Genomic DNA, 20,834 nt, shown 5'->3' with positions numbered 1-20,834 from the left:
TCATGCGCTTTCTGCAATCGCCGTCTTGCCCGCATCCGCGGCCTGATCGCGGCCCAAATGCGAAGCAATTGCGGCGTCGTTAAGTCCGATACCTCTCAGGAGAAACTCACAGAGCTGGCGCTCCAGATCGTTCGCCTTGCCGTAAGCGAGACAGGGCGTGGCCGGCAGCCTGGTCAGTGCCGCCGTCATCAACGAATGATGCGCGAACCAGAACAGGTTGAGCGGATCGCCAGTGCAGGGCCGCGCGTCCCCGGCGGCAACCGCACGCTCGAGCGAGGCGACGAAGACCGCCCCGATCAGCTTCTCGATCTTGGCATATAGCAAACGCGCGAATTCGCCATCATCCAAATGACTCGTGGCCATCAGTCGCAGGCGCTGGGCCTCTTCCAGGTCCGGACCATCGGCGATGCGGAGGAAGTGCTGGACCATGCCGCGGATCAGCTCGACCATGGTGGCGGTGGATGGCTCCCGCTCCAGAAGATCCGTCAGCGCGGGATCGGCTTCGCATTCATCGCTGAGGATTTCAGCGTAGAGCGCCGCCTTGGAGGGGAAATGCTTGAACAGCAGGGCTTCGGAAATGGCAGCGGCGGCCGCCACGCTCTTGGTCGTGGTGCCGGTATAGCCGTGTCGGGCAAAGCAGCGCTTTGCGGCGCCGAGGATCAATTGACGCCTCAGGTCGCTCGTCATTCGCAGTGAGCTCATAGGATAGTGAGTAAGCACTCACCCACGCAAAAGTCAAGCATTATGCTGCATCGCAACCTTGAAGCGTTGTAATTTCAGTGGAAATTGCCCCGCCTGCACGGCGCACGTGCAGACGAGGTTCGCCGCGGGGAATGGACCTAGATCGGCTGGAAGCCGAGATCGCCGCGGATCCGGTTGACGATGTAGGTCCCGTCCCGGCTCGGCAAGATCCGCTCAAGGCTGGCGCTGTCGATCTTCACATTGGCAAATCGCGGGCCCGCCGAGACGTCGTGGACGGCTTTGGCAAAGGCCTCGACCTCGGCCATGGTCGAGATCGCGCGCGCGTCCCCGATGCCGCAGGCCCGGGCGACGCCGACGAGGTCGGCGGCCGCCGAGGTGTGGCTGGTCTGGCCGCCGGTCTCGCCATAAGCCTCGTTGTCGAGCACGACGATCGAGAGGTTGGACGGCTTCTGGAGCCCGATGGTGGCAAGGCTGCCCATGCCCATCAGCATCTCGCCGTCGCCGGTGATGACCAGCACCGGCAGTTTTGGCTGCGCCAAAGCCAGCCCAAGCCCGATCATCGCGGCGCCGCCCATGCCGCCCCAGAGATAGAAGTTGCGGGCGTGGTCGCCGGCCGCGCAGATGTCGTTGGTGGAGGCCCCGAGGCCGCCGATCGCAACCACGTCCTTGCGGTCCGCAAGCAGCGTCGAGACCACCTGGCGGCGGTCGAGGAGATTGGCCTTGCTCATTTGGTGAAGACCTTGGCGCCGATCAGGCGCTGCGACAACAGGACGGCGGTGGGCGTGAGCGCGTTATAGGCCTGCGCTGCGGCTGCCTCCATCACCGCCGGCACCTCGGCCGCACTGGAGGCGCGCAGCACCTTGACGCCGGAGAGCTCGAACACGCCCTGCGTGGTCGATCCCATCGGCACCTGCCACGGATTGAACTCGCCCCACTCGCCACGCATGGTCACCAGCGTGAGGAACGGAAAGCGCAGGATCGGGATCAGCGACAGCATGTTGATGCAATTGCCGACCCCGCTCGACTGCATCAGCAGGACGCCGCGCTGGCCGCCCGTCCAGGCGCCCGCGAGAAGCGCCACGCCCTCCTCCTCCGTCGTCAAGGGAATGCCGCGCATCGTGGAGGACCCCAGCACGCGCTGGATCAGCTTCGAATGGCCGGCATCGGGCACGTAAGGCACCTGCCGGACGTCGAAGCGTTGCAAGGTCGCGAAAATATCGTCCGGCCATGAAGGAGCCGTGTCGGCAGCATCCGTGCGTGCGTGCATTTTCCTGTCCGGTCGGCTAGCAAGGTGCGAAGACTGTAGACGCATGCTCGCGTCGACCAGAACAACAAAAACGGCATATCGGCCCTAACCGGCGAGTATAACGGGATGAACGCAGATGCGAAGGAGCTGGCGGCAAGCTTCGACCTCGAGAAGCTGACGCCGGAGTTCTACGACAACCCCTACCCGACCTATCGTGCACTGCGGGAGAACGAGCCGGTCAAGCGCCTGCCGAACGGCACCGTGTTCCTGACCCGCTATGACGACCTCGTCACCACCTACAAGAACACCAAGTCGTTCAGCTCCGACAAGAAGCGCGAGTTCGCGCCGAAATACGGCAACACCCCGCTCTACGAGCACCACACCACGAGCCTGGTCTTCAACGATCCGCCGGCACACACCCGCGTACGCCGCCTGATCATGGGGGCACTGTCGCCGCGGGCGATTGCAGGGATGGAGGCCGATCTCATCAAGCTGGTCGACGGCCTGCTCGACGCCATCGCTGCCAAAGGCAGCTGCGAGCTGATCGAGGACTTCGCCGCCTCGATCCCGATCGAGGTGATCGGCAATCTGCTCGACGTTCCCCATGACGAGCGCACGCCGCTGCGCGACTGGTCGCTGGCGATCCTCGGTGCCCTCGAACCGGTGGTGTCGCCTGAAGCGGCCGCGCGCGGCAACAAGGCGGTGAAGGACTTTCTCTCCTATCTCGAAACGCTGGTCGCGCGCCGGCGCGGCAAGCCCGGCAATCCCGAGCGCGACGTGCTGACGCGCCTGATCCAGGGAGAAGGTAACGGCGAGGAGAACGGCGAGCGGCTGACCGAGAAGGAACTGCTGCACAACTGCATCTTCCTGCTCAATGCCGGGCACGAGACCACCACCAACCTGATCGGCAACGGCCTCGTCGCGCTCGACCGTCATCCCGATCAGAAGCAGCGGCTGATCGACCACCCCGACATGATCAAGACGGCGGTGGAGGAGATGCTGCGCTACGAGAGTTCCAACCAGCTCGGCAACCGCATGACCACCGAACGGGTCGAGCTCGGCGGCGTCATGCTCGATGCCGGCACGTCGGTGACGCTGTGCATCGGGGCGGCCAACCGCGACCCCGCGCAGTTTCCCGACCCTGAAAGCTTCGACATCGCGCGGACGCCGAACCGGCACCTCGCCTTCGCCACCGGCGCGCATCAATGCGCCGGCATGGCGCTGGCGCGGCTCGAAGTCGCCATCGCGATCTCGCGCTTCCTGGCGCGCTTCCCGAACTACGCCGTGAACGGCCGGCCGGTGCGCGGCGGACGGGTGCGGTTCCGCGGCTTTTTGAGCGTGCCCTGCGCGATCGGCTGAGGCCTCGAAACAAAAATGTTGAAAACAACCCCATGCACAGTAGCGGAGGCTAACGGAAGATTGCCTCGGTGGATCCGCATAACCATTTGACAAAGGGAGGCAAACCAGCGGCTTCGCGCATCGCGCCGGGCTCGGACCGATTTGAGCGCGGTGCAGTCGGTTGACGCCGGCACGCAGCAATGGAGTGACGAAAGATGAGCTCGTCCGTCATTGATTACCTCGCAACGGAAACGCGCCTTGGCGCCCATAATTACGAGCCGATCGGGGTCGTCCTGTCGCGCGGCGAAGGTGTCTGGGTCTGGGATACCGACGGCAACCGTTATCTCGATTGCCTCTCGGCCTATTCCGCGGTCAGCCAGGGCCACTGCCACCCCAAGATTCTGGCGGCGATGGTGGAACAGGCACACCGGCTGACGCTGACCTCGCGCGCCTTCCACAACGACCAGCTCGCCCCGTTCTACGAGGAGATCGCTGCGCTGACCGGCTCCCACAAGGTGCTGCCGATGAACAGCGGCGCCGAGGCGGTCGAAAGCGCGATCAAGTCGGTGCGCAAATGGGGCTACGAGGTGAAAGGCGTGCCGGACGACCAGGCCGAGATCATCGTCTGCGCCGACAACTTCCACGGACGCACGCTGGGCATCGTCGGCTTCTCAACGGACCCTGAAACCCGCGGACACTTTGGACCGTTCGCGCCGGGCTTCAGGATCATCCCGTTCGGCGACGCCGCGGCACTCGAACAAGCGATCACGCCCAACACGGTCGCCTTTCTGGTCGAGCCGATCCAGGGCGAAGCCGGTGTCATCATTCCACCGGCCGGCTATTTCACCAAGGTGCGGGAGCTCTGCACGGCCAACAACGTCATGCTGGTGCTCGACGAGATCCAGACCGGACTCGGCCGCACCGGCAAGCTGCTCGCCGAACAGCACGAGGGAATCGAGGCGGACGTGACCCTGCTCGGCAAGGCCTTGGCCGGCGGCTTCTATCCCGTGTCGGCCGTGCTCTCGAACAACGAAGTGCTCGGGACATTGCGACCCGGGCAGCATGGCTCGACCTTCGGCGGCAACCCGCTGGCCTGCGCGGTGGCCCGCGCGGCGATGCGCGTGCTGGTCGAGGAAGGCATGATCGAGAACGCCGCCAGGCAGGGCGCGCGCCTTCTGGAAGGCTTGAAGGACATCCGCGCCAACACGGTCCGCGAGGTACGCGGGCGCGGCCTGATGCTGGCGGTCGAGCTGCATCCCGAGGCCGGCCGCGCGCGCCGCTACTGCGAGGCGCTCCAGGGCAAGGGCATCCTCGCCAAGGACACCCACGGGCACACGATCCGCATCGCCCCGCCGCTGGTGATCACCAGCGACGAGGTCGACTGGGCGCTGGAGCAGTTCGCCACGACGCTGACGCAGGATTTCTCCTGAAGCTGCCTACGTCGGAAGATCGCAATGCCGGCCGCGGCCAACAACGAGCCATTACGCCACCTGTGCGCTGAAAGTTGTGGGCGATTGCCAGGGCGCGTCCTCAGAAATCAAGCTTGATTGGTGCAGGCTTGCCCAATGTCCGTTGTACCCTGGTAGCGATCAAATTCCGCACCGCGGCCAGACGACGCGATGGGCCACTTCCGGTCTCATGCATCGCAGCAAATTGCGCCTCGTTGCGCAGCCAGGCAGCGACGGCGGCACGGTGAGGCCGTTGGCGGTTTTAAGACTGATGATCACCTCAGCGTTCGCGGCTTGCTGCTGTTTGATGATGGGACACCCGCTTGCCGTTCCTTCGCTTCGTAGTATTCAGCTGAAAACTTAATTGACCATCGCGCGAAGAACGAACGCAATTCCTGAGTGGGCTTTTCGACGCCGAAATGTTCGGCGACATGCGTCTCGCGCAGCCACCTCACCGCCGATGTGAGGCCGGCGGTGCGCTCGAGCCTCTCAACCGCCGCGATTCCGGCGATCTCTGCCTGCCGATAGCGAAAGCCGACCTTTCTGATCACATACACGCACTTGATGGTTTCGTAGCCCTTGAATACGAGCTGAACGAATGGATGTTTCTTGGCCTGCGGCCAGGCTGCCGGGTAGACCGGTAGCACCAAAAGCTTGCTCTTAGCTATGACGGTTGCGAGCGGATGCAAAAGTTGCATCCAAGCTGGCCAGGAGGTGACCTTGGAAAACAATACCGCGTGCATCGCCGTTGCAGCCCCGAAAGAGATCGGCAGCCAAAGTACCGCGCACAGGATCACGAGCAATGCGGTGTTCGGCGTGAGATGCCGGCATTCTCTGAACACCCATGCCATGCCGCCTTCAAACGCATCATGTACAGCTTGTTCGAACGCCCGATAGCTAATCTTCCGCCGGAACCACAACCAGTTCCGGCGAATCGATCTACTCCACTGTCGACGTTTCGCCTCGGATAGGAGAAGGAAGCGCAACGCGCCGTTTATGACGGTAACGATGACATCGCCAAGAACCTTGGCCGCGAAGAGCGGAAGCCAGACAATCTGCATTGCTAAAGGGAAGGCGTAGTCGAGCATCCGCATCAAGATCGAAAGAACGAAACGCAGGATCTTGTTTGTGGCGAGCGTGATAACAACAAGTGGGATGATAACCACATCGTCGGGGGCACCGCGGAAGCGGCTTTCCTCGGTCCATGCCGGGTGACGACCATCGGTCACGGTGCAACGTCCGGGCTGAAAAACCGGGGATCATGCCGGCTCAAATTAGCATATTGCAAGCTCAAGGGGGGCCTTGAGTAGTCAGAGGGCGTTGCTTTAGGATTAGATGAGTTGCGGACTGCATGTCCGCCCGGTCTTCGCTTTTTGCTCACCCGTGGCGGCGATGGCTAACCATGACGATTCGTAAGAAAATCTTTCTGCTTGCAGGCATTCTGCTGGCAATTTTCGGCGCAGTCGTCGGCGTTCTCGGCTTCGCGCAAAAGCTCGACAGCGATCAGCTCGGGAACATCACCGAATATGAGCTGCCGTTATCGCGCATGGTTTCTGAATTCGATGTCCTTACCGATAGATACGAGCTCGAAGTCTTGCGTGTCCTGATATCCGATCGAGCCGATGCTGGAACGGAGCGGACGGCGATGGCCGCAGTGCGGGCAACGGCCGACGAGCTGCGCGATACCGTCAAGACAGGTGAAGCCTTGCTCCACAAAGCAACCGGCGACCCCGGCTACGACACTGAGGATCGCGTCGACCTGGCTCGCATGGCCGGCGTCCTCAAGTACATGGGCCGTAGTCTGGAAGACTTCCTCGCCGTGAGGGACGCCACGCTTGCGGCTATCTCGGAGGGACGTCGCGACGAGGCCCGGACCATTTCGCGCGGATTTGCCAAATTCGCCCTGGCGTTCGGCCCCGATCTCTCGCAGATTCGACGTGAGCTTGCCGATCTGACCGACCGGTCGACCCGCAGGGTTCTCGCGAGGCAGCGGTTGAACACCTATTTGAGCCTTGCCCTTTTCGTTGCGGCATGCGGCATCGGTCTGGGCGTTAGCGCCATCGGATCGACACGCGTGGTCTCCGGTCTGCGTCAGCTTGTCGCAACCACGAAGGCGCTTGAACTGGGCACGAACGCCGAGCCGGTTTTGATAGCCACCCGCGACGAGGTCGGCGAGCTGGCACTCTCGTTCAACCGGATGGTCGACGAGTTGCGCGCGCGAGACCGCGTCAAGGACACCTTCGGAAAATTCGTCGATCCCAGGCTCGTCAGCCGGCTGATCGCCAGTGGCGCGGATCAGGCCGAACGGCGCAGCCTCACCATCTTCTTTTCCGACATCAAGCAGTTTACGGGCATCAGCGAGCAGCTAACCGCCAGCGCCGTCGTTCACCTCTTGAACAACTATTTCGGCGCGGTGGCCAATGTCATTCACGGCCATCGTGGGATCATCGACAAATACATCGGGGACGCCGTCATGGCGTTCTGGGTGCCGCCGTTTTCAAACGGAGACGAACATGCAAGCGATGCTTGCCGAGCGGCGCTGGAGCAGCAGGACGCGATTGCCGCTCTGCGAGAGCAAGTACCGGAGATCACTGGAATGCGGCGCAACGCACCGGAGCTGGTGATCCGGATGGGTATTGCCACCGGCGAAGCCGTGATTGGCACCATCGGCTCGGATTCCGCTCGTTCTTACACCGTTATCGGCGACAGCGTAAACCTTGCCTCGCGCCTCGAGGGCATGAACAAGATCTACGGAACCCTCATCATCATCAGCGAGGAGACTTTCCGGCTCGCACAAGGCGCGATTGAAGCGCGCGAAATCGACACCATCACGGTCGCCGGAAAAACCGAGCCGGTGCGAATTTATGAGTTGATGGGTCGCGCCGGCGAGCTCGAATCCACGCGGGACGAATTGCGGGTGTTGTTCGCGCAAGGACTTGCCGCATATCGCAGCCGGAACTGGTCTACTGCGCAGACGGCGTTCGAAAGCTGCCTGTGCAAGATCCCCGACGACGGTCCGACGCGCGTCTTTCTGGAACGAATCGCGCATTTGGGTCACGCGCCTCCGGCCGCGGACTGGGACGGTGTCTGGCGTCACGTTGAGAAATAAGTGAGCGGACCGTAACCAGCCATTTGTCCGCTCCGAGTCCTTCCCTGACGAGTCCGGGATCTGCTCAAAAATCTGGCGCGCGGGCCGGTCACTTCGCATCGTCGGCGGCTAAGCGCAGGCCCGTCAAGTAGAACTCTCGATGCTCAGGACTGCGCCAATGCGTGGCGCGCGGCACGACGGGATGGGTGCGACGCACTTCCTGATGCGAAGACGGCACAAGGTTGCGACCGAGATGGCGCTCAATGTGCTCGCCTACAATATGAAACGCGTAATAGCGATCTTGGGTTGCCGAACGCTGCTGGAAGCGATGCAGGCGTAGGGGAGTTTGTATCGGAGCCAACTCTAGCCGCGAAACCGATCCCGGGCCCCTCGACCTGCCAGTCGACAAAAGGGTTATCACACAGCCTGGGCCAGAAGCGGTCATCAGCTGGCAGACAAGCGCCTGCCTGCCTCCATGCTGGCCCACTCAGAACGAGAGCTACTCTCCGGCATGAAACAGGCGGCCCGTTGGGGCCGCCTGATCAGAGCGGATGACCTATTGGCAGAGATGCCGGAGACCGTCAGCACCCTTGAAATAGGTGCCGGGCTTGCAGACGATGCCGTTGCGGGCAGCATACGTATTCCAGTTGCCGTGCCAGCCCATCTCGCCGGACATGGCGTAGGAATTGCCCCAGCTGCCGACGGTAGCGGCCGCCGCCGCCGGCTGGCGATACGCCGAGCGCCGAGTTGATTGCCGATGGACGCCGGTGGGGGTACCCCCAGTTCCAAGACCCGTGCAACTCGCGAATTCAGCTTGGCATTCGTCAGGATTGGAAAGGGCCGCCTGCGCCAGTGCAGCAGAGCTGGACAGGGCGGATGCCGCAATCACGACTGCGGCAAGAACCTTTAGATTCATCATGGCTTGCTCCTTGCAGTTGGACCGTGGCGCAAGATGCCACGTCTGGCAGTCGCCTATCGACGCTTGCGAGCCTGACTGTGCCACTTCGGCGGAAATTGCACCGCCAGGATTGGGACGGCTTTGGGTCAATCGCGTCACTTTGACCGCGCGCCGCTCACTTCCGATCTTCCCCGACTGGCGGACTTCTGCGGGAGACATCGAAAACCACGCTGGATGCTGCCTATTGGGCAGAATGCCGCAAACGCTGTTTGATCTAGATCAAGGGTCAAGAGCGCGCTTTTGGGGGTGTTAGCTCGCTGCAAGGCGATAGTCGAAAAAGCTGGGCTTCACCCTCAGGTTCTCGGGTCTTCCACTTTTTGATGATGGGTCTGCGCGTGGTTACATTGACGCGCTGGGCGAGGTGGCAAACGCCCGAAACGTTGGCTTCGGGTCCAGAACCGGACTCGTGCAGCGCAGCAAGTAGTGACGCATGGTCCTAAGGCAAAACTCGGCATGATCCCGGCAACCGGATGAACGGGTGCGTGGAACCTATCGGAGCGACGGACGTTTTTGTCCGCGAATGAGCAGCGCCGTGCCCGGCGCAGCCGGAGGCGCTGAGCTGCGCTGATCGGAGAAACGCTCATGAGACTCACTCTTTCAGTCATCAAAGCTGACGTTGGCTCCGTTGGCGGGCATACGAAACCGTCTTCACGCATGATGGCGACTGTCGAGGGCGAGGTTGCCAAGGCGATCTGCAATGGTCTGCTGATCGACGGTTTCATCTGCCACACCGGCGACGACATTGCGATCATCATGACGCACACACGGGGCGAAGGAAGCTCCGAGGTCCATCAACTCGCCTGGAAGACGTTCCTCGCGGCCACCTCGGTCGCGAAAACCTCCGGGCTCTATGGCGCTGGCCAGGATCTTCTCGCCGACGCGCCTTCCGGGAACATTCGCGGCGCCGGCCCAGGCGTCGCCGAGCTCAGCTTCGACCACAGCCTCTCCGGCGCGCGACCCGCGGAGTCCTTTATGGTGTTCGCGGCCGACAAATGCGGCCCCGGCGCCTACAACCTGCCGCTCTATCTCGCCTTTGCCGACCCCATGTACTGCGCGGGGCTGATGCTGCCTCCGATGATCAAGGGATTCCGTTTCCATGTCATCGACATGGACAACACAGCCGGCGACAGCCTCCTCGAGCTCGACGCACCCGACGACAGCTACCACATTGCCGCCCTGCTTCGCGACAACGAGCGCTTCGGCATCGATCGCATCATTTCTCGAACCCATGGCGAGGTCGTCGTGGCCGTTTCGGCACAGCGCCTCCACGCAATCGCAGGCAAGTACACCGGCAAGGATGATCCAGTCGCGATCGTCAGGAACCAGGGGATCTTCCCAGCTCCGGAGGAAATAATCTCGCCGTTCGCCAAAGCGCACTTCGTGGGCGGCGATGCACGCGGCTCGCATGTGATGCCGCTCATGCCGGTGCCACTCAACACGCCCGTTACCGGCATGTACTGCCTGCCGATCGTTTCTTGCGTCGGCTTTTCGATCGACAGGGAAGGCCGCTTTGCCGAATCCTACACCGATTTCTTCGACAACCCGGCATGGGATGAGGTCCGCCGGCGTGCCCAGCGCAAGGCCATCGAGATGCGCAGCCAAGGCTGGTCCGGCGCCGCCATGCTACCCTATTCCGAACTGGAATATGGCGGCTTCCGCGACACCGTGTCCGGACTGCTGAAGCGTTTTCGACTGCGCGACGACCGCAAGCCGGAAGCGGCCGAGTAGCGGCCGCCTCCAATCACAGCTGGAGCGATGTTCACCGTTCAATCGACAGATGCAGGCGCTATGACGACATGCCGATCCGGGAGGTGGATATGGCAAGAAAACGCATCGGCATTCTCACGGGCGGTGGCGACGTCGCCGGCCTCAATGCAGTCATCAAGAGCGTGACTTATCGCGGCAGTGAGGACGACATCGAGGTTGTCGGTCTGCGCCGTGGTTGGGAGGCCCTCACGCACCTGAACCTCGACGACCCAAACAGCAGGTCCCACTACGTCATCCCGCTGAACCGTGAAAACACGCGAACCATCGACCGGCGCGGCGGCACCGTGCTGCACTCGAGCCGCGTCAATCCCTCCAAAATACAAAAGCTGCCCGGTCATCTCGTCGGCAATGAGGTTCCGGTCTCGCTGAGCACCAACGGCGGCATCGCGACAAAGACATGGGACCTCACCAGCCGGGTGCTCGCTAACCTTTCGGGACTTGGCATCGAACACCTGATCGCCATCGGTGGCGACGACACGCTCAGTTATGCGGCCAAGCTCAACGAACTCGGCGTCAAGATCATCGCCATCCCGAAGACGATGGATAATGACGTCCGCAACACCGAGTACTGCATCGGCTTCTCGACCGCGATCACCCGCGCCAGCGATGCCATCCAGCGGCAGCGCACCACCGTCGGCTCGCATGAGCGAATTGGCATTTTCCGCGTCTTTGGTCGCGATGCCGGATTTACGGCACTCTACACCGCGTATGCGACCTCGATACGATGCCTCATACCGGAGCATAAGGTCGACCTCGACAAGCTGATCCAGTTGCTCATCGAGGACAAGCGCGCCAATCCAAGCAACTACGCGCTGATCGTGCTCAGCGAGGGAGCTCAGTGGGAAGGCTACAAGCTGCGGGAATACGGCGAGCCTGACGCCTACGGTCACCGCAAGAAGGCCAACGTGGCGGAATCGCTTGCCGACGAGATCAAGCAGCGCACCGGCGAGGAGACGATCACCTCCGATCTCACCTACGATCTGCGATCGGGCGATCCGGACTTCATCGACAAGCTTGTGGCCCTGACTTTCGGTAACATGGCCTACGATGCCATGCTGGAAAGCAAGACCGGCCTCATGTCGGCGCTGGTCGAGGGCCGCTACGACCTCGTGCCCATCCCTGACGCCAAGCTCGGTCCGCGCAAATTGGACGTTGCGAGCAGCTACAACACGGAGCGCTACCGCCCCATCTACGCCAACAAGCAGGGGCTGCCGATCTTTCTCAACCGCGCGTCTTAGCGTGCCGGAAGCTGCCTGCGTCGGAAGATCGCAATGCCGGCCGCGGCCGACAACGAACGATTCCGCTACCCGTGCGTTGAAAGTCGTGGGCGATTACGAGCTGGGAGCGACGATCATGCGTCCGCGTGGCGTTTGCCTGAGGGCCTTTCTGGTTGGTGTCTCGGTGCTGGCGACGAGCGTCGGCGCGTCCGCCCAGGGACTCGGCCAGGGACACGGAAGAGGTGGACCACCGGGTCCGGCCGCAGCGCCGGCGGCCCGGCCGGCACCACCACCTGCCATGGCACGTCCGGCGGCGCCCCCAGCCATGGCGCGTCCCGCCGCGCCGGCATTCCATCCCCCGGCCATGCCGCAGCGCCCGGCCATGGCGCCACATCCCGCGCCGCACATCGCCTCACCACCGCCGCGCCCGACGCCCCACTTCGCTGCACCGCCGCAGCGGGTCGCCCCGCACGTGGCAGCGCCGCGGCCTGAATTCCATCGCGCGCCGGCAGCGCCGCAACGTCCGGCCATGGCACCGCGGCCGACGCCGCATATTGCCGCCCCGTCCGGCCCAGGCGCAGCGCCGGCCGTGAGCGAGCGGCTGTCGCGACGGGAGCAGATCGACCAGCGCGCGCAACAGCATCAGCAACAGATCCAGCAGCGCCAGCAGATGGTGCAGCAGCGGCAGCGCGAGGTGCTGTCGCGCCAGACCGCCGAGCGCCAGACCCGCATCGATCGCCTGCAGCAGCGCGTGCAGCAATTGCAGTCGCAAAAGCCAGAGGGCGCGCGGGCGCAACGCGAGCAGCAACGGATGCTCCAGACGCAGAACCGCCTGCTGCAGCGCGAGCAGCGCACGCAGCAGACGGATCTGGCGCGCCAGCAGCGGCTGGGACTGCAGGCTCCCACTGCAGCCGCTACGGCAACCGCAGCGGCGGCCGCCGCGCGAGCCGCCGAGCGCGGGCGGTTTGCCGAGCGCTTCCGCGAGCAGGCCTCTGCGCAAACCCAGGCGGCCCTCGTCGCCCGCCAGAGCGGCTGGGCGCCCCGGCAGGCCTGGCGACACCGCCATCCCGCGGTGTTCGTGGCGTGGCTTGGGCCCGTGTTCTGGCCTTACGCCTATTCCGACATTTTTGACTACACGTTCTGGTCCTATGCCTACGAGCCGGGCTATTGGGCGTACGCCTATGACGACTTCGTCGACACCGTGTTCTGGGGTGGTGACAGCCCCTACGCCGCCTATGCCAGCATCAACCCGTACGACTATCCGCAAGCCGGCGGCGGCTCCCGCGCGCGCCAGCGCGCCAGCGTGAGCCCGCAAACGCTGCAGCAATTGTGCGGCACACCGGACAAGGGCGTCACCGCCTGGCCGCTTGCCGATATCGCGCGGGCGGTGCGGCCGACGCCGGAGCAACGCGCGCTGCTCGACCAATTGAAGACCGCGGCTGCCAACGCTGCCGGTGTGTTCAAGGACTCCTGCGCGGACACTTACGCACTAACTCCGCCCGGCCGCTTGCGCGCAATGATGAACCGCGTCAGCGCGACGCTGGAAGCGGTCAAGATCGTGCGCCCGGCACTGGAGAATTTTTACAACTCGCTCAGTGACGAGCAGCAGGCCCGCTTCAACGCGCTCGGCCCCAATGTCGGCGACCGCTCGCCGCCGCAGCAGCAAGCCAGTGGAGAGGGATGCGGCGATCCGAAGTCCGGCCTGACCCAGCTGCCGATCCAGAGGATCGAGGCTGTGCTCCACCCCGCGGGCAAGCAGAAGGAGGCGCTCGACCGCCTCAGCGAGGCGACGGCGAAGGGCGTTGAGGGCCTGCAGGCGGCCTGCCCGAACGATGTGCCGCTGACGCCGGTCGGACGGCTGGAGGCGATGCAGCGCCGGCTTGAGGCCATGCTGGCGGCCGCCAAGCTGGTCGAACCTGCCCTCGACGAGTTCTACGCCACGCTGAGCAGCGAGCAGAAGGCGCGCTTCAACACGCTGCAACAGATCGCAGGCCCGTGAGGGCAGCGTCGCGGGAGCTACACGTCCTGTGCCGCTCGATGCAGGTGCGCACCTTTACTGATTGCGCGCTTTGCAAAAAGCATATTCGCATTAGGGCCGGAATCGGGGGTCAATCGGCGTGTGTATTCAAGCCCGGCATGCCACTTCCTAACGTTTGGCTTGGTCCTCCCAGTCCTCCCACTCTACACCATTGATTTCCAGGTAACTGGAAACGGCTGCGCCAATGGTTGGGAAGAAATATTGCTCGCCAAGCTGCGAGAACAGTCCAAATCTCTTCAGCTTGTCTTTGACTGGATCTTTCAGCTCGGCAAAGCAGAACTCGATACCCTGCGCGTGCAACGCCTCGTCCAATTCGGCGATTGTATCGCCGGCGGAGACGTCCACGCTGGTGACAGGCTCCGCCGCAACGACCAGCCAGCGTACGGGCGTCGGCGATTTCGCCACGGCGTCCAGTACGCGCTCTTTGAAGAATTCGGCGTTGGCGAAGAACAGCGGCGCATCCCACCGAAACAGGACCAGCCCGGGGATTTGGCGTGCATCCGGATATCTTGTGATGTCGTGATAGCCTTTGACGCCATGGGCGCGACCCAACACGGCGGAGTGTGGGCGCCAACCGTCCCACAAGAACTCGGCGATGGCGATTGCTATTGCCAGACCAATTCCTGGGATCACTCCGAGCACCGCCACGCCGACAAAGCAGACCATCGATAGCCAAAACTCCCACTGCTGAATCCGATAGATTCGCTTGAGGTCGGTGACCTCAAACAAGCCGATCGCCGCGGCGATTACGACGGCCGCCAATGCAGCGGTGGGCAAATGCTGAAGGAGGTTTGGCGCCACCAGCAGAAGGATGGCGATGGCAAGCGCGCCGACGACTGAGGTTAGCTGGGTACGGGCGCCGGCCGCCTCTGCAACGGGAGTGCGCGAAGCGCTGCTGCTGATCGGGAAGCCCTGAAAAAAGCCGGTTGCCAGATTGGCCGCGCCAAGCCCCACCATCTCCTGGTTGGGATCGACATGAGTGCCCAATCGTGCGGCGTAGGCGCGCGAAAGCACGCTGGTGTCAGCGAATGATACCAGCGCGATTGCGCAGCCGCCGACCAGTACCGGCACGATATCGCCGTAGGTGATCCAGGGGATCGCGAAACCCGGCAGGCCCTGCGGAAGAGGACCCAAAACCGCCACGCCGTAACGGGTCCCAAGATCAAGCACGCCGACGATAGCGGTCGCCCCGACTACCGCAATCAGAATGCCTGGCAGCCGCTTGCTGTTCCGGAGCAGCAGGATGACCGTCAGCGTGCCGAGCCCGATCCCGAATGCGATCCAGTTTGTCTTGCCTTCAAGGATTGCATCGGCGATCGCCCATAGGCTTCGTAAAGGTCCTTCGCTCTCGATCGAGAAGCCGAAGAGCTTTGGCAGTTGGCTGATCAAAACGGTCAATGCAATTCCGTTCATATAGCCGTATCGTATCGGCTTGGAGAGCAGCTCGGTGACAAAACCCAAGCGCGCGATGCCGGCCAGAATGCATACCGTCCCCGAAACGATCGCCATCATCGCAGCGAGCGTCGCGGCGCGAAGAGGATCGCCGCCAGACAGTGGGACGACAACGCCGAGGATGACGGCTGCCAGCGCCGAGTCAGGTCCCAGCACGAGGATGCGGCTGGGGCCAAACAACGCGTAGACCAACAGCGGCACGATCGTTGCGTACAGACCGGCGATGCCAGGCAAGCCCGATGCTGTCGCGTAGGCAATTCCAACCGGGACCAGCATCGTCGCCAGGACGAGTCCGGCGAAGATATCGCGCGGAAGCCACGCCGCCTCATATCGGCGGAGGGTTTCGATTGCCGGCAGCCAATCGATCCAATGCTTCATTGGGGGTCACTTCCAGATCCGGCCAGGCTCGTTGGCAACGCACACATTGGCCGCGATTGGCCCAGCTGGAAGCCAGTCTAGGCTGTTGCGTCTCTCGGCAAGTGGAAAAATGTCACATCCCCGCTCATTCGCTCCAATGTTGCCAGCGGCATGTCCGTTTTGGGGGCACCCGCGACCGGGTCGATCCAGCGGCAAGTCCGACCAATGTCCGTTCTGCCGCTGAAAGCGGAAGTCAATTCAGAGGGGCCATGCTGAGGGCCGCAAAGTGGTCGAGCCCACCCTGGGCGAGTTCTATGCCACGCTGAGCAGCGAGCAGAAGGCGCACTTCAACACGCTGCAACAGGTCGCAGGCCCATGAGGGCGGCGTCGTATTCTCTCGCTGCAATCGCGCAGCGGCCGAACGATGTGGGGTAACGTAATCACCCAGCTTCGAAGCTCGACGAGAACACGCGAGTCCGGGCCGCGGCTCCCTGCGAGACGGCACGGGATGCAGCCGACAGCCGCGTTCCGACCTCACGCGGCGGGAATCGTCTTCTGCCCAGCCTCATCCGTTTTTGTGATCGCTTGAGACCGCTCCATCTCGTCCGAGCCAGCGGCGTTGCATTGCTGGAAGTAGGAAGACAACTCGAGATCGGCCAGGTGATCCCAGTATTCTGCTTCTGCGAGCAGCTTCCATTTGTTCATGCTGTTGTATGCGGCCTGTTGACGGCACAGCGAACCCATCGCACGCAAGCGTTGCACCTTCTCCACTGCGAACCTCCTTCGCGCGCTTGTTTGTTTACAGGCGCATTTGTGTTGTCACAGCTTTGCAGATTGAATTGACGAGTGATAGTCCGGTGTTTGACGGTCAATCGATGACAGCGCAATCGTCTGACTTTTCGCGAAATAGTCGAGCCGAACGACGCGGGCATTGGCGGCAGCAAGGGGCGCTGGGCAGAATGACAGCGCGTCCGGCGGCCCCCCAGAGGCCTACGTCGCCGGTGCATTCCATTTCAGGACTGAAATCTTAATTGTGAGCGGCCTTCCCTGGATGATGGTTAACTTGCAATTAGACCGGGCCGGACAAAGTTTGATCCCGAAACTATTTTGGCCCGGCACATTGGACTGCAAGACCGCCTTCCGGCGGTCTTTCCTTTCGCCGCAACGAAACGGGTCCCAGGCTGGACCACGCCGGCTCGGCAAAGGTCGCCAGTCTTGCACGCCGATCACAACAATGGCCCCGACAACAATGGCCCCGACGGATGACACGTCGGGGCCATTCAAGATCATCAGGCGTGGGTACATCCGCCGAGCCTGCTGATCGTTGATGCCACCGATTACCACATCCGATCTGGCACATACTGTGGCGAGGCTGCGGCATCGGGGTGATGACATTCTGCCTGAAAGCTGATGGCTGTCCACCTCATCATTGGTGGTACTCCCAGCTCGCTGACCAACACGAGCTGCAGCTCGATCTCCGCTGCCGTCGCGGTACGCACCTTCCGCTCCGTTATCGCTACCCTGGTGCGCTCAAGCCCCTCCGCAAGAAGTGCACCCACGCTGACCTATATTGAGTTCGTCATCCCGCGTCATCGTCGCTGAACCTTTGCGGGATTTCCGGGACCAAACTCTATAGGCTGCAAGAACGACGGCTTTTCTGCTGTGAACCGGCCCGACCATTGTGAAGTGACAGTTTGATTTTTTGGCGCTGCATTAGCGCAAGAGGGGTCCGTTATGGACCGAACAGCTGGCAAGAACGTCAGTTGCCGTGCCATACAGTGTCATTCGCCAGGATGGCGCCGCTGCGGCATTCTCATTGTTGCGATGCTCTGTACCGCATGCACTCTCCTGTTTGCGAGCGAAGCCAGAGCTCAATGCACGGCGCGAGATGTCCTGCAGAACCAACTAAGGCTCAAGAAAGCTCCGTCAGCTGACAGGCCGCAAATCCCGATTGAATCCGCCGTCGATGTTCCCGTGTGGAAGACGATCACAATCGGGACGTTTGCAAATTTCTTTGCCCTCAGTAACGCAATGGATGCGGTAGGTTGCGGTATCGGAAACTCGGCCGGCGAAATTCTCGCACGACCGACCTTTACTCTTCGCGACACGAAAACAAGCGTAAAGCTTTTTGCGGTCTCGGCAGCCGAACTCGGCTTTAAGACCGATACCGCGTCGCTGGCGGACATTTATGCCCGCGCCAAGCAGCTGGGTTTCGGACTCGCGGCCGCAGAAGTCGGGCCACAGCTGAGGCTGCAATATTTTGACCAGCCGATCGGCGAATTTCTCATCATCGGAATGGAGCCGATCAGGACGTGGAAGGGCGCCCCCGTCATCTTGAATGTAGCCAATGGCGGAGCGGGACTCATTCTCATCGGCCAGGATGGCAGCGCCGACGCACAGATCTCCGTGGTATCCCGCTTTGTATTTGTGCGGACCAATGAAGGCGCACCTGCCGAGGAGCAGGAGGCCGTAGCACTAGTCGGTCGCTGAATTTCCTGGTGTGCGCAGCGGCCTCGACTTGCGGGCACAGAGCTCAGGGGAGTGTCTGCCATGACACAAGCGTCGATCAAAGTCGGCATGATCGCGGAGGAGACCGGAGCACTTTCGTTCATGGGCCGCGCAAACGCCAACGTGGCAAGGATGGTGGTTGACGAGATCAACGCCAATGGCGGCCTGCTGGGGCGGAAGATCGAACTCTACCTCGAGGACGGTGCAACGACCGACGCGGTCGCGGAGGCCAAGGCGGCCAAGCTTGTGTTGCAGGACAAGGTGGATGTGATCTTCGGCGGCATCTACAGCTCCACGCGGCAGGCCATCAAGGGCCCCGCCGTCGTGAAGGGCAGGACGCTCTACATCTACCCCGAGCAATACGAAGGGCAGGAATGCGACCCGCTGATCTTCTGCACCGGCCCGGTGCCGGCGCAGCAGCTCGACCCGCTCATTCCCTGGCTGATGCACAAGACCGGTGCCAGGACATTCTACCTGCCGTCCGCAGACTACATCTGGCCGCACGTGATGAACGAGAGGGTCCGCCGGCTCGTCACCGCCAATGGCGGCAGCATCGTCGGCGAGAAATACCATCCCCTCGATCACATGGAGTACGACGAAACAGTTGCGAGGATCATGTCCAGCGGCGCGGAAGTGGTGTTCAACACCATCGTTCCACCCGGGGTGGTGCCCTTCTTCGCTCAACTCCACAACGCCGGTTTTCAGGACCGCGGCGGGCAGTTGATCTGCACCTATTTCGACGAGAACCTGCTCGGCCTGCTGCCCGCGCCGCATGTGGAAGGCCTCTACGGCTGCCTCGACTTCTACCAGAACGTCAGCGATCCCTTCAGCAAGACGCTGCTCGGCGCGTACGACAAGCGCTATCCCGGCAAGGAGCAGTTCACGGGCGGCAGCGCCTGCTCCGGCCTCTATCGCGGGATCAAGCTCTGGGCGGCGGCCGTGAACGAGGCCGGCTCGCTGCGCCAGAAGGACGTCATCGCTGCGCTTGATCACGCGGGGATCGCCGAGGGGCCGGGTGGTCCAGCGGAAATGGTTCCCGGCCAGCACCACGTCCGCATGAACATGTATATCGCGCGGGCAAAGAGCGGCCGTTTCGAGATCGTCGAGAGCCTGGGGCCTATCGCGCCGGACGAGGCGATGGTGCCGTCCGTCGCGGAGTTCGGCCGGAGACCAATAGCGTAGTCAGCCCATCAGGCAGGGAGCGTGAGATGAGTGTCCCGTCTCCAGTCAACGAGAGTCTCCTGAGCCAGCGTCTCGCCGCGCTCGGAGCGGCAAGAAGCTGGGCACCGAATGTTCTGCCGGAGCTCGAGCACTTCATCCGGACCGCCGACGACTATGATCTTCTTCGCGTCAACCCCATCCAATACGGCGGCGCCGTCCGCATGTCCGAGGCCGACGCGATCGAGCTGTTCGTGCACGCTGCCAAGGTGGGCCTGTTCGATATGGACTGGCTGCTGATCTGCGCCTATTGCCCGCAGGTCGCTGGCAGCTTCCGCGAGCTCGACCAGGTCCATCCACGCTTTCAGTGCGCGTTCTGCAACGCGATCAATGATGTGGCGCTGGACGACTACATTCAGGTCGCATTTACGGTCTCGAGCGGCGTCCGCGACATCATATTCCGCCATCCCGAAAGGCTGTCTGTCGAGGATTTTTACCTGCGCTACAACTTCTCCAAGGGCTTCATCGCTCCGCACGGAATGACGCATCAGCAGCTCGTTGCCGCGCTCTCACGGGGATTCGCCGATATCGAGGCGCATGAGCACCGCAGCTTCGACTTCGAGGTCACGGCTGGCCGCTTCGAGGTGCTGGATTTGAGCCACAAACTCCTTCTGGTCTTCTTCGCGGACGGGGAGCCGGCAGAGCCGCAAGAGACGCTGGTCCAACTTGAGTCGGGCCGCTTCCATGTACCGGACCGGCCGACGGCACCGAAAGACATGGTCCTCGGCGACGGGCAGTTTTCGTTCCGGCAGACGGCCGATCTCAGCCCAGGCAAGCACACCATCCGGATCGAGAACCGCACCGACGATCGCGGTCGCTTCTGGTTCGTCCAGTATCCCCCAGGTTTCGCGCCCCATCTGGTCGAGTATGAACCGTTTCTTTCCGGCAAGCGGTTGCTGCTCACCCCGAGCTTCCGCGAACTCTACAAGGCGCAGCTGGTGGATGAGGGCGAGAGCATCAAGGTCTCAGACATGACCTTCCTGTTCACCGATCTGAAGAAGTCGACCCCGCTGTACGAAAGCGTCGGTGACGTGAACGCGTATTTTCTGGTTCGCCAACACTTCGAGATCTTGAACAGGATCATCCGGGAACGATCCGGCACCATTATCAAGACGATCGGCGACGCGGTCATGGCCGGGTTCGAGCGTCCGCAGGATGCCGTTTGCGCCGCCATCGAGATGATCGAAGAGCTGTCGCGATTCAACCAAACCGCTTCGCGGCCGCTGGGCCTCAAGGTCGGTGTCCACAGGGGGCGGGCGATTGCGGTGAATCTCAACGACCGGATCGACTATTTCGGACAGGACGTGAATATCGCCGCACGCGTGCAAGGTCTCGCCGATGTCGACGAAGTTTGCATCAGTGCGACCGCGATGGAGGCGCCGGGCGTCGGTGACATCGTCAATTCACGCTCGGTGTCGCGCAACTACGAGAACCTGAAGGGCATCGGTCAAAAGATGGAGGTCCATCGCATGACAATCCCGCCGACGCAGACTTGAA

The 20,834-nt window shown here is 62.4% G+C and carries 16 protein-coding genes; 9 read left to right on the top strand and 7 right to left on the bottom strand.

The genetic code is table 11. From position 1 onward, the window contains the following. The 3 genes from BJA_RS14170 to BJA_RS14160 form a co-directional block, all read right to left on the bottom strand. The gene (locus tag BJA_RS14170) at positions 1–702 is read right to left on the bottom strand and encodes a TetR/AcrR family transcriptional regulator (RefSeq protein WP_162185826.1); all 702 of its coding nucleotides are present in this window, start codon (positions 700–702) and stop codon (positions 1–3) included. Positions 703–839: 137 nt separating this feature from the next. Further along, a complete protein-coding gene (locus BJA_RS14165) occupies positions 840–1,430 on the bottom strand; it encodes a thiamine pyrophosphate-dependent enzyme (protein WP_011085642.1) in 591 nt (196 codons plus the stop codon). After that, positions 1,427–1,969: a phosphonopyruvate decarboxylase gene (locus BJA_RS14160; RefSeq protein WP_028172439.1), complete on the bottom strand. Its 543-nt coding sequence runs from the start codon at positions 1,967–1,969 to the stop codon at positions 1,427–1,429. Before BJA_RS14160 ends, BJA_RS14165 begins: the two co-directional genes overlap by 4 nt. A gap of 105 nt (positions 1,970–2,074) precedes the next feature. Between BJA_RS14160 and BJA_RS14155 the strand changes: the two genes are divergently transcribed. After that, positions 2,075–3,307: a cytochrome P450 gene (locus tag BJA_RS14155; RefSeq protein ID WP_011085640.1), complete on the top strand. Its 1,233-nt coding sequence runs from the start codon at positions 2,075–2,077 to the stop codon at positions 3,305–3,307. Between the two features lie 194 nt (positions 3,308–3,501). After that, positions 3,502–4,716 (top strand): ornithine--oxo-acid transaminase, encoded by a 1,215-nt coding sequence (gene rocD, locus BJA_RS14150; protein ID WP_011085639.1) that lies wholly within the window; start codon positions 3,502–3,504, stop codon positions 4,714–4,716. A gap of 293 nt (positions 4,717–5,009) precedes the next feature. On the opposite strand, the gene BJA_RS14145 is transcribed toward rocD, so the two are convergent. Further along, positions 5,010–5,963 (bottom strand): hypothetical protein, encoded by a 954-nt coding sequence (locus BJA_RS14145; protein ID WP_011085638.1) that lies wholly within the window; start codon positions 5,961–5,963, stop codon positions 5,010–5,012. Positions 5,964–6,136: 173 nt separating this feature from the next. Between BJA_RS14145 and BJA_RS14140 the strand changes: the two genes are divergently transcribed. After that, positions 6,137–7,843 (top strand): adenylate/guanylate cyclase domain-containing protein, encoded by a 1,707-nt coding sequence (locus BJA_RS14140; protein WP_051000275.1) that lies wholly within the window; start codon positions 6,137–6,139, stop codon positions 7,841–7,843. A 535-nt stretch (positions 7,844–8,378) separates the two neighbouring features. Here BJA_RS14140 and BJA_RS14135 read toward each other — a convergent pair. Beyond that, positions 8,379–8,741: a hypothetical protein gene (locus BJA_RS14135; protein WP_038965801.1), complete on the bottom strand. Its 363-nt coding sequence runs from the start codon at positions 8,739–8,741 to the stop codon at positions 8,379–8,381. Positions 8,742–9,362: 621 nt separating this feature from the next. Here BJA_RS14135 and BJA_RS14130 point away from each other — a divergent pair. The 3 genes from BJA_RS14130 (at position 9,363) to BJA_RS14120 (ending at position 13,763) form a co-directional block, all read left to right on the top strand. Beyond that, positions 9,363–10,508, top strand: a complete 1,146-nt coding sequence (locus tag BJA_RS14130) for a fructose-1,6-bisphosphatase (protein WP_011085635.1) — start codon at positions 9,363–9,365, stop codon at positions 10,506–10,508. Positions 10,509–10,597: 89 nt separating this feature from the next. Next, positions 10,598–11,785 carry a 6-phosphofructokinase gene (locus BJA_RS14125; protein ID WP_028174826.1) on the top strand — a complete coding sequence of 396 codons (1,188 nt, stop codon included), beginning with the start codon at positions 10,598–10,600 and terminating at the stop codon, positions 11,783–11,785. A 304-nt stretch (positions 11,786–12,089) separates the two neighbouring features. After that, a complete protein-coding gene (locus BJA_RS14120) occupies positions 12,090–13,763 on the top strand; it encodes a Spy/CpxP family protein refolding chaperone (RefSeq protein WP_261340605.1) in 1,674 nt (557 codons plus the stop codon). A gap of 147 nt (positions 13,764–13,910) precedes the next feature. Here BJA_RS14120 and BJA_RS14115 read toward each other — a convergent pair whose 3' ends face one another. Together BJA_RS14115 and BJA_RS14110 are read right to left on the bottom strand one after the other, a co-directional pair. Continuing rightward, complete coding sequence (locus BJA_RS14115; protein ID WP_011085632.1) at positions 13,911–15,632, bottom strand: SulP family inorganic anion transporter; 1,722 nt, start codon at positions 15,630–15,632, stop codon at positions 13,911–13,913. Between the two features lie 513 nt (positions 15,633–16,145). Then, positions 16,146–16,382: a hypothetical protein gene (locus BJA_RS14110; RefSeq protein ID WP_011085631.1), complete on the bottom strand. Its 237-nt coding sequence runs from the start codon at positions 16,380–16,382 to the stop codon at positions 16,146–16,148. Positions 16,383–17,345: 963 nt separating this feature from the next. On the opposite strand from BJA_RS14110, the gene BJA_RS14105 reads away from it, so the two are divergent. Genes BJA_RS14105 through BJA_RS14095 form a run of 3 tightly spaced genes read left to right on the top strand, consistent with a single transcriptional unit; the run spans position 17,346 to position 20,833 of the window. Then, positions 17,346–18,101 carry a hypothetical protein gene (locus BJA_RS14105; RefSeq protein WP_011085629.1) on the top strand — a complete coding sequence of 252 codons (756 nt, stop codon included), beginning with the start codon at positions 17,346–17,348 and terminating at the stop codon, positions 18,099–18,101. Between the two features lie 60 nt (positions 18,102–18,161). Then, the gene (locus BJA_RS14100; RefSeq protein WP_063921428.1) at positions 18,162–19,301 is read left to right on the top strand and encodes a substrate-binding protein; all 1,140 of its coding nucleotides are present in this window, start codon (positions 18,162–18,164) and stop codon (positions 19,299–19,301) included. A gap of 26 nt (positions 19,302–19,327) precedes the next feature. Then, positions 19,328–20,833, top strand: coding sequence for an adenylate/guanylate cyclase domain-containing protein (locus BJA_RS14095; protein ID WP_011085627.1), 1,506 nt, complete (start codon positions 19,328–19,330; stop codon positions 20,831–20,833). Position 20,834: the final 1 nt, after the last annotated feature.

The organism is Bradyrhizobium diazoefficiens USDA 110 (genome assembly GCF_000011365.1).
Taxonomy (GTDB): Bacteria; Pseudomonadota; Alphaproteobacteria; order Rhizobiales; family Xanthobacteraceae; genus Bradyrhizobium; species Bradyrhizobium diazoefficiens.
The sequence above is the reverse complement of the archived record's forward strand: the minus strand, read 5'-3'. Positions and strand labels throughout refer to the sequence as shown.

Coding starts and splice junctions, on each gene's coding strand:
- BJA_RS14170 (WP_162185826.1), bottom strand. CDS start 702: ATGAGCTCACTGCGAATGACGAGCGACCTGAGGCGTCAATTGATCCTC.
- BJA_RS14165 (WP_011085642.1), bottom strand. CDS start 1,430: ATGAGCAAGGCCAATCTCCTCGACCGCCGCCAGGTGGTCTCGACGCTG.
- BJA_RS14160 (WP_028172439.1), bottom strand. CDS start 1,969: ATGCACGCACGCACGGATGCTGCCGACACGGCTCCTTCATGGCCGGAC.
- BJA_RS14155 (WP_011085640.1), top strand. CDS start 2,075: ATGAACGCAGATGCGAAGGAGCTGGCGGCAAGCTTCGACCTCGAGAAG.
- rocD (WP_011085639.1), top strand. CDS start 3,502: ATGAGCTCGTCCGTCATTGATTACCTCGCAACGGAAACGCGCCTTGGC.
- BJA_RS14140 (WP_051000275.1), top strand. CDS start 6,137: ATGACGATTCGTAAGAAAATCTTTCTGCTTGCAGGCATTCTGCTGGCA.
- BJA_RS14135 (WP_038965801.1), bottom strand. CDS start 8,741: ATGATGAATCTAAAGGTTCTTGCCGCAGTCGTGATTGCGGCATCCGCC.
- BJA_RS14130 (WP_011085635.1), top strand. CDS start 9,363: ATGAGACTCACTCTTTCAGTCATCAAAGCTGACGTTGGCTCCGTTGGC.
- BJA_RS14125 (WP_028174826.1), top strand. CDS start 10,598: ATGGCAAGAAAACGCATCGGCATTCTCACGGGCGGTGGCGACGTCGCC.
- BJA_RS14120 (WP_261340605.1), top strand. CDS start 12,090: ATGGCGCGTCCCGCCGCGCCGGCATTCCATCCCCCGGCCATGCCGCAG.
- BJA_RS14115 (WP_011085632.1), bottom strand. CDS start 15,632: ATGAAGCATTGGATCGATTGGCTGCCGGCAATCGAAACCCTCCGCCGA.
- BJA_RS14105 (WP_011085629.1), top strand. CDS start 17,346: ATGGACCGAACAGCTGGCAAGAACGTCAGTTGCCGTGCCATACAGTGT.
- BJA_RS14100 (WP_063921428.1), top strand. CDS start 18,162: ATGACACAAGCGTCGATCAAAGTCGGCATGATCGCGGAGGAGACCGGA.
- BJA_RS14095 (WP_011085627.1), top strand. CDS start 19,328: ATGAGTGTCCCGTCTCCAGTCAACGAGAGTCTCCTGAGCCAGCGTCTC.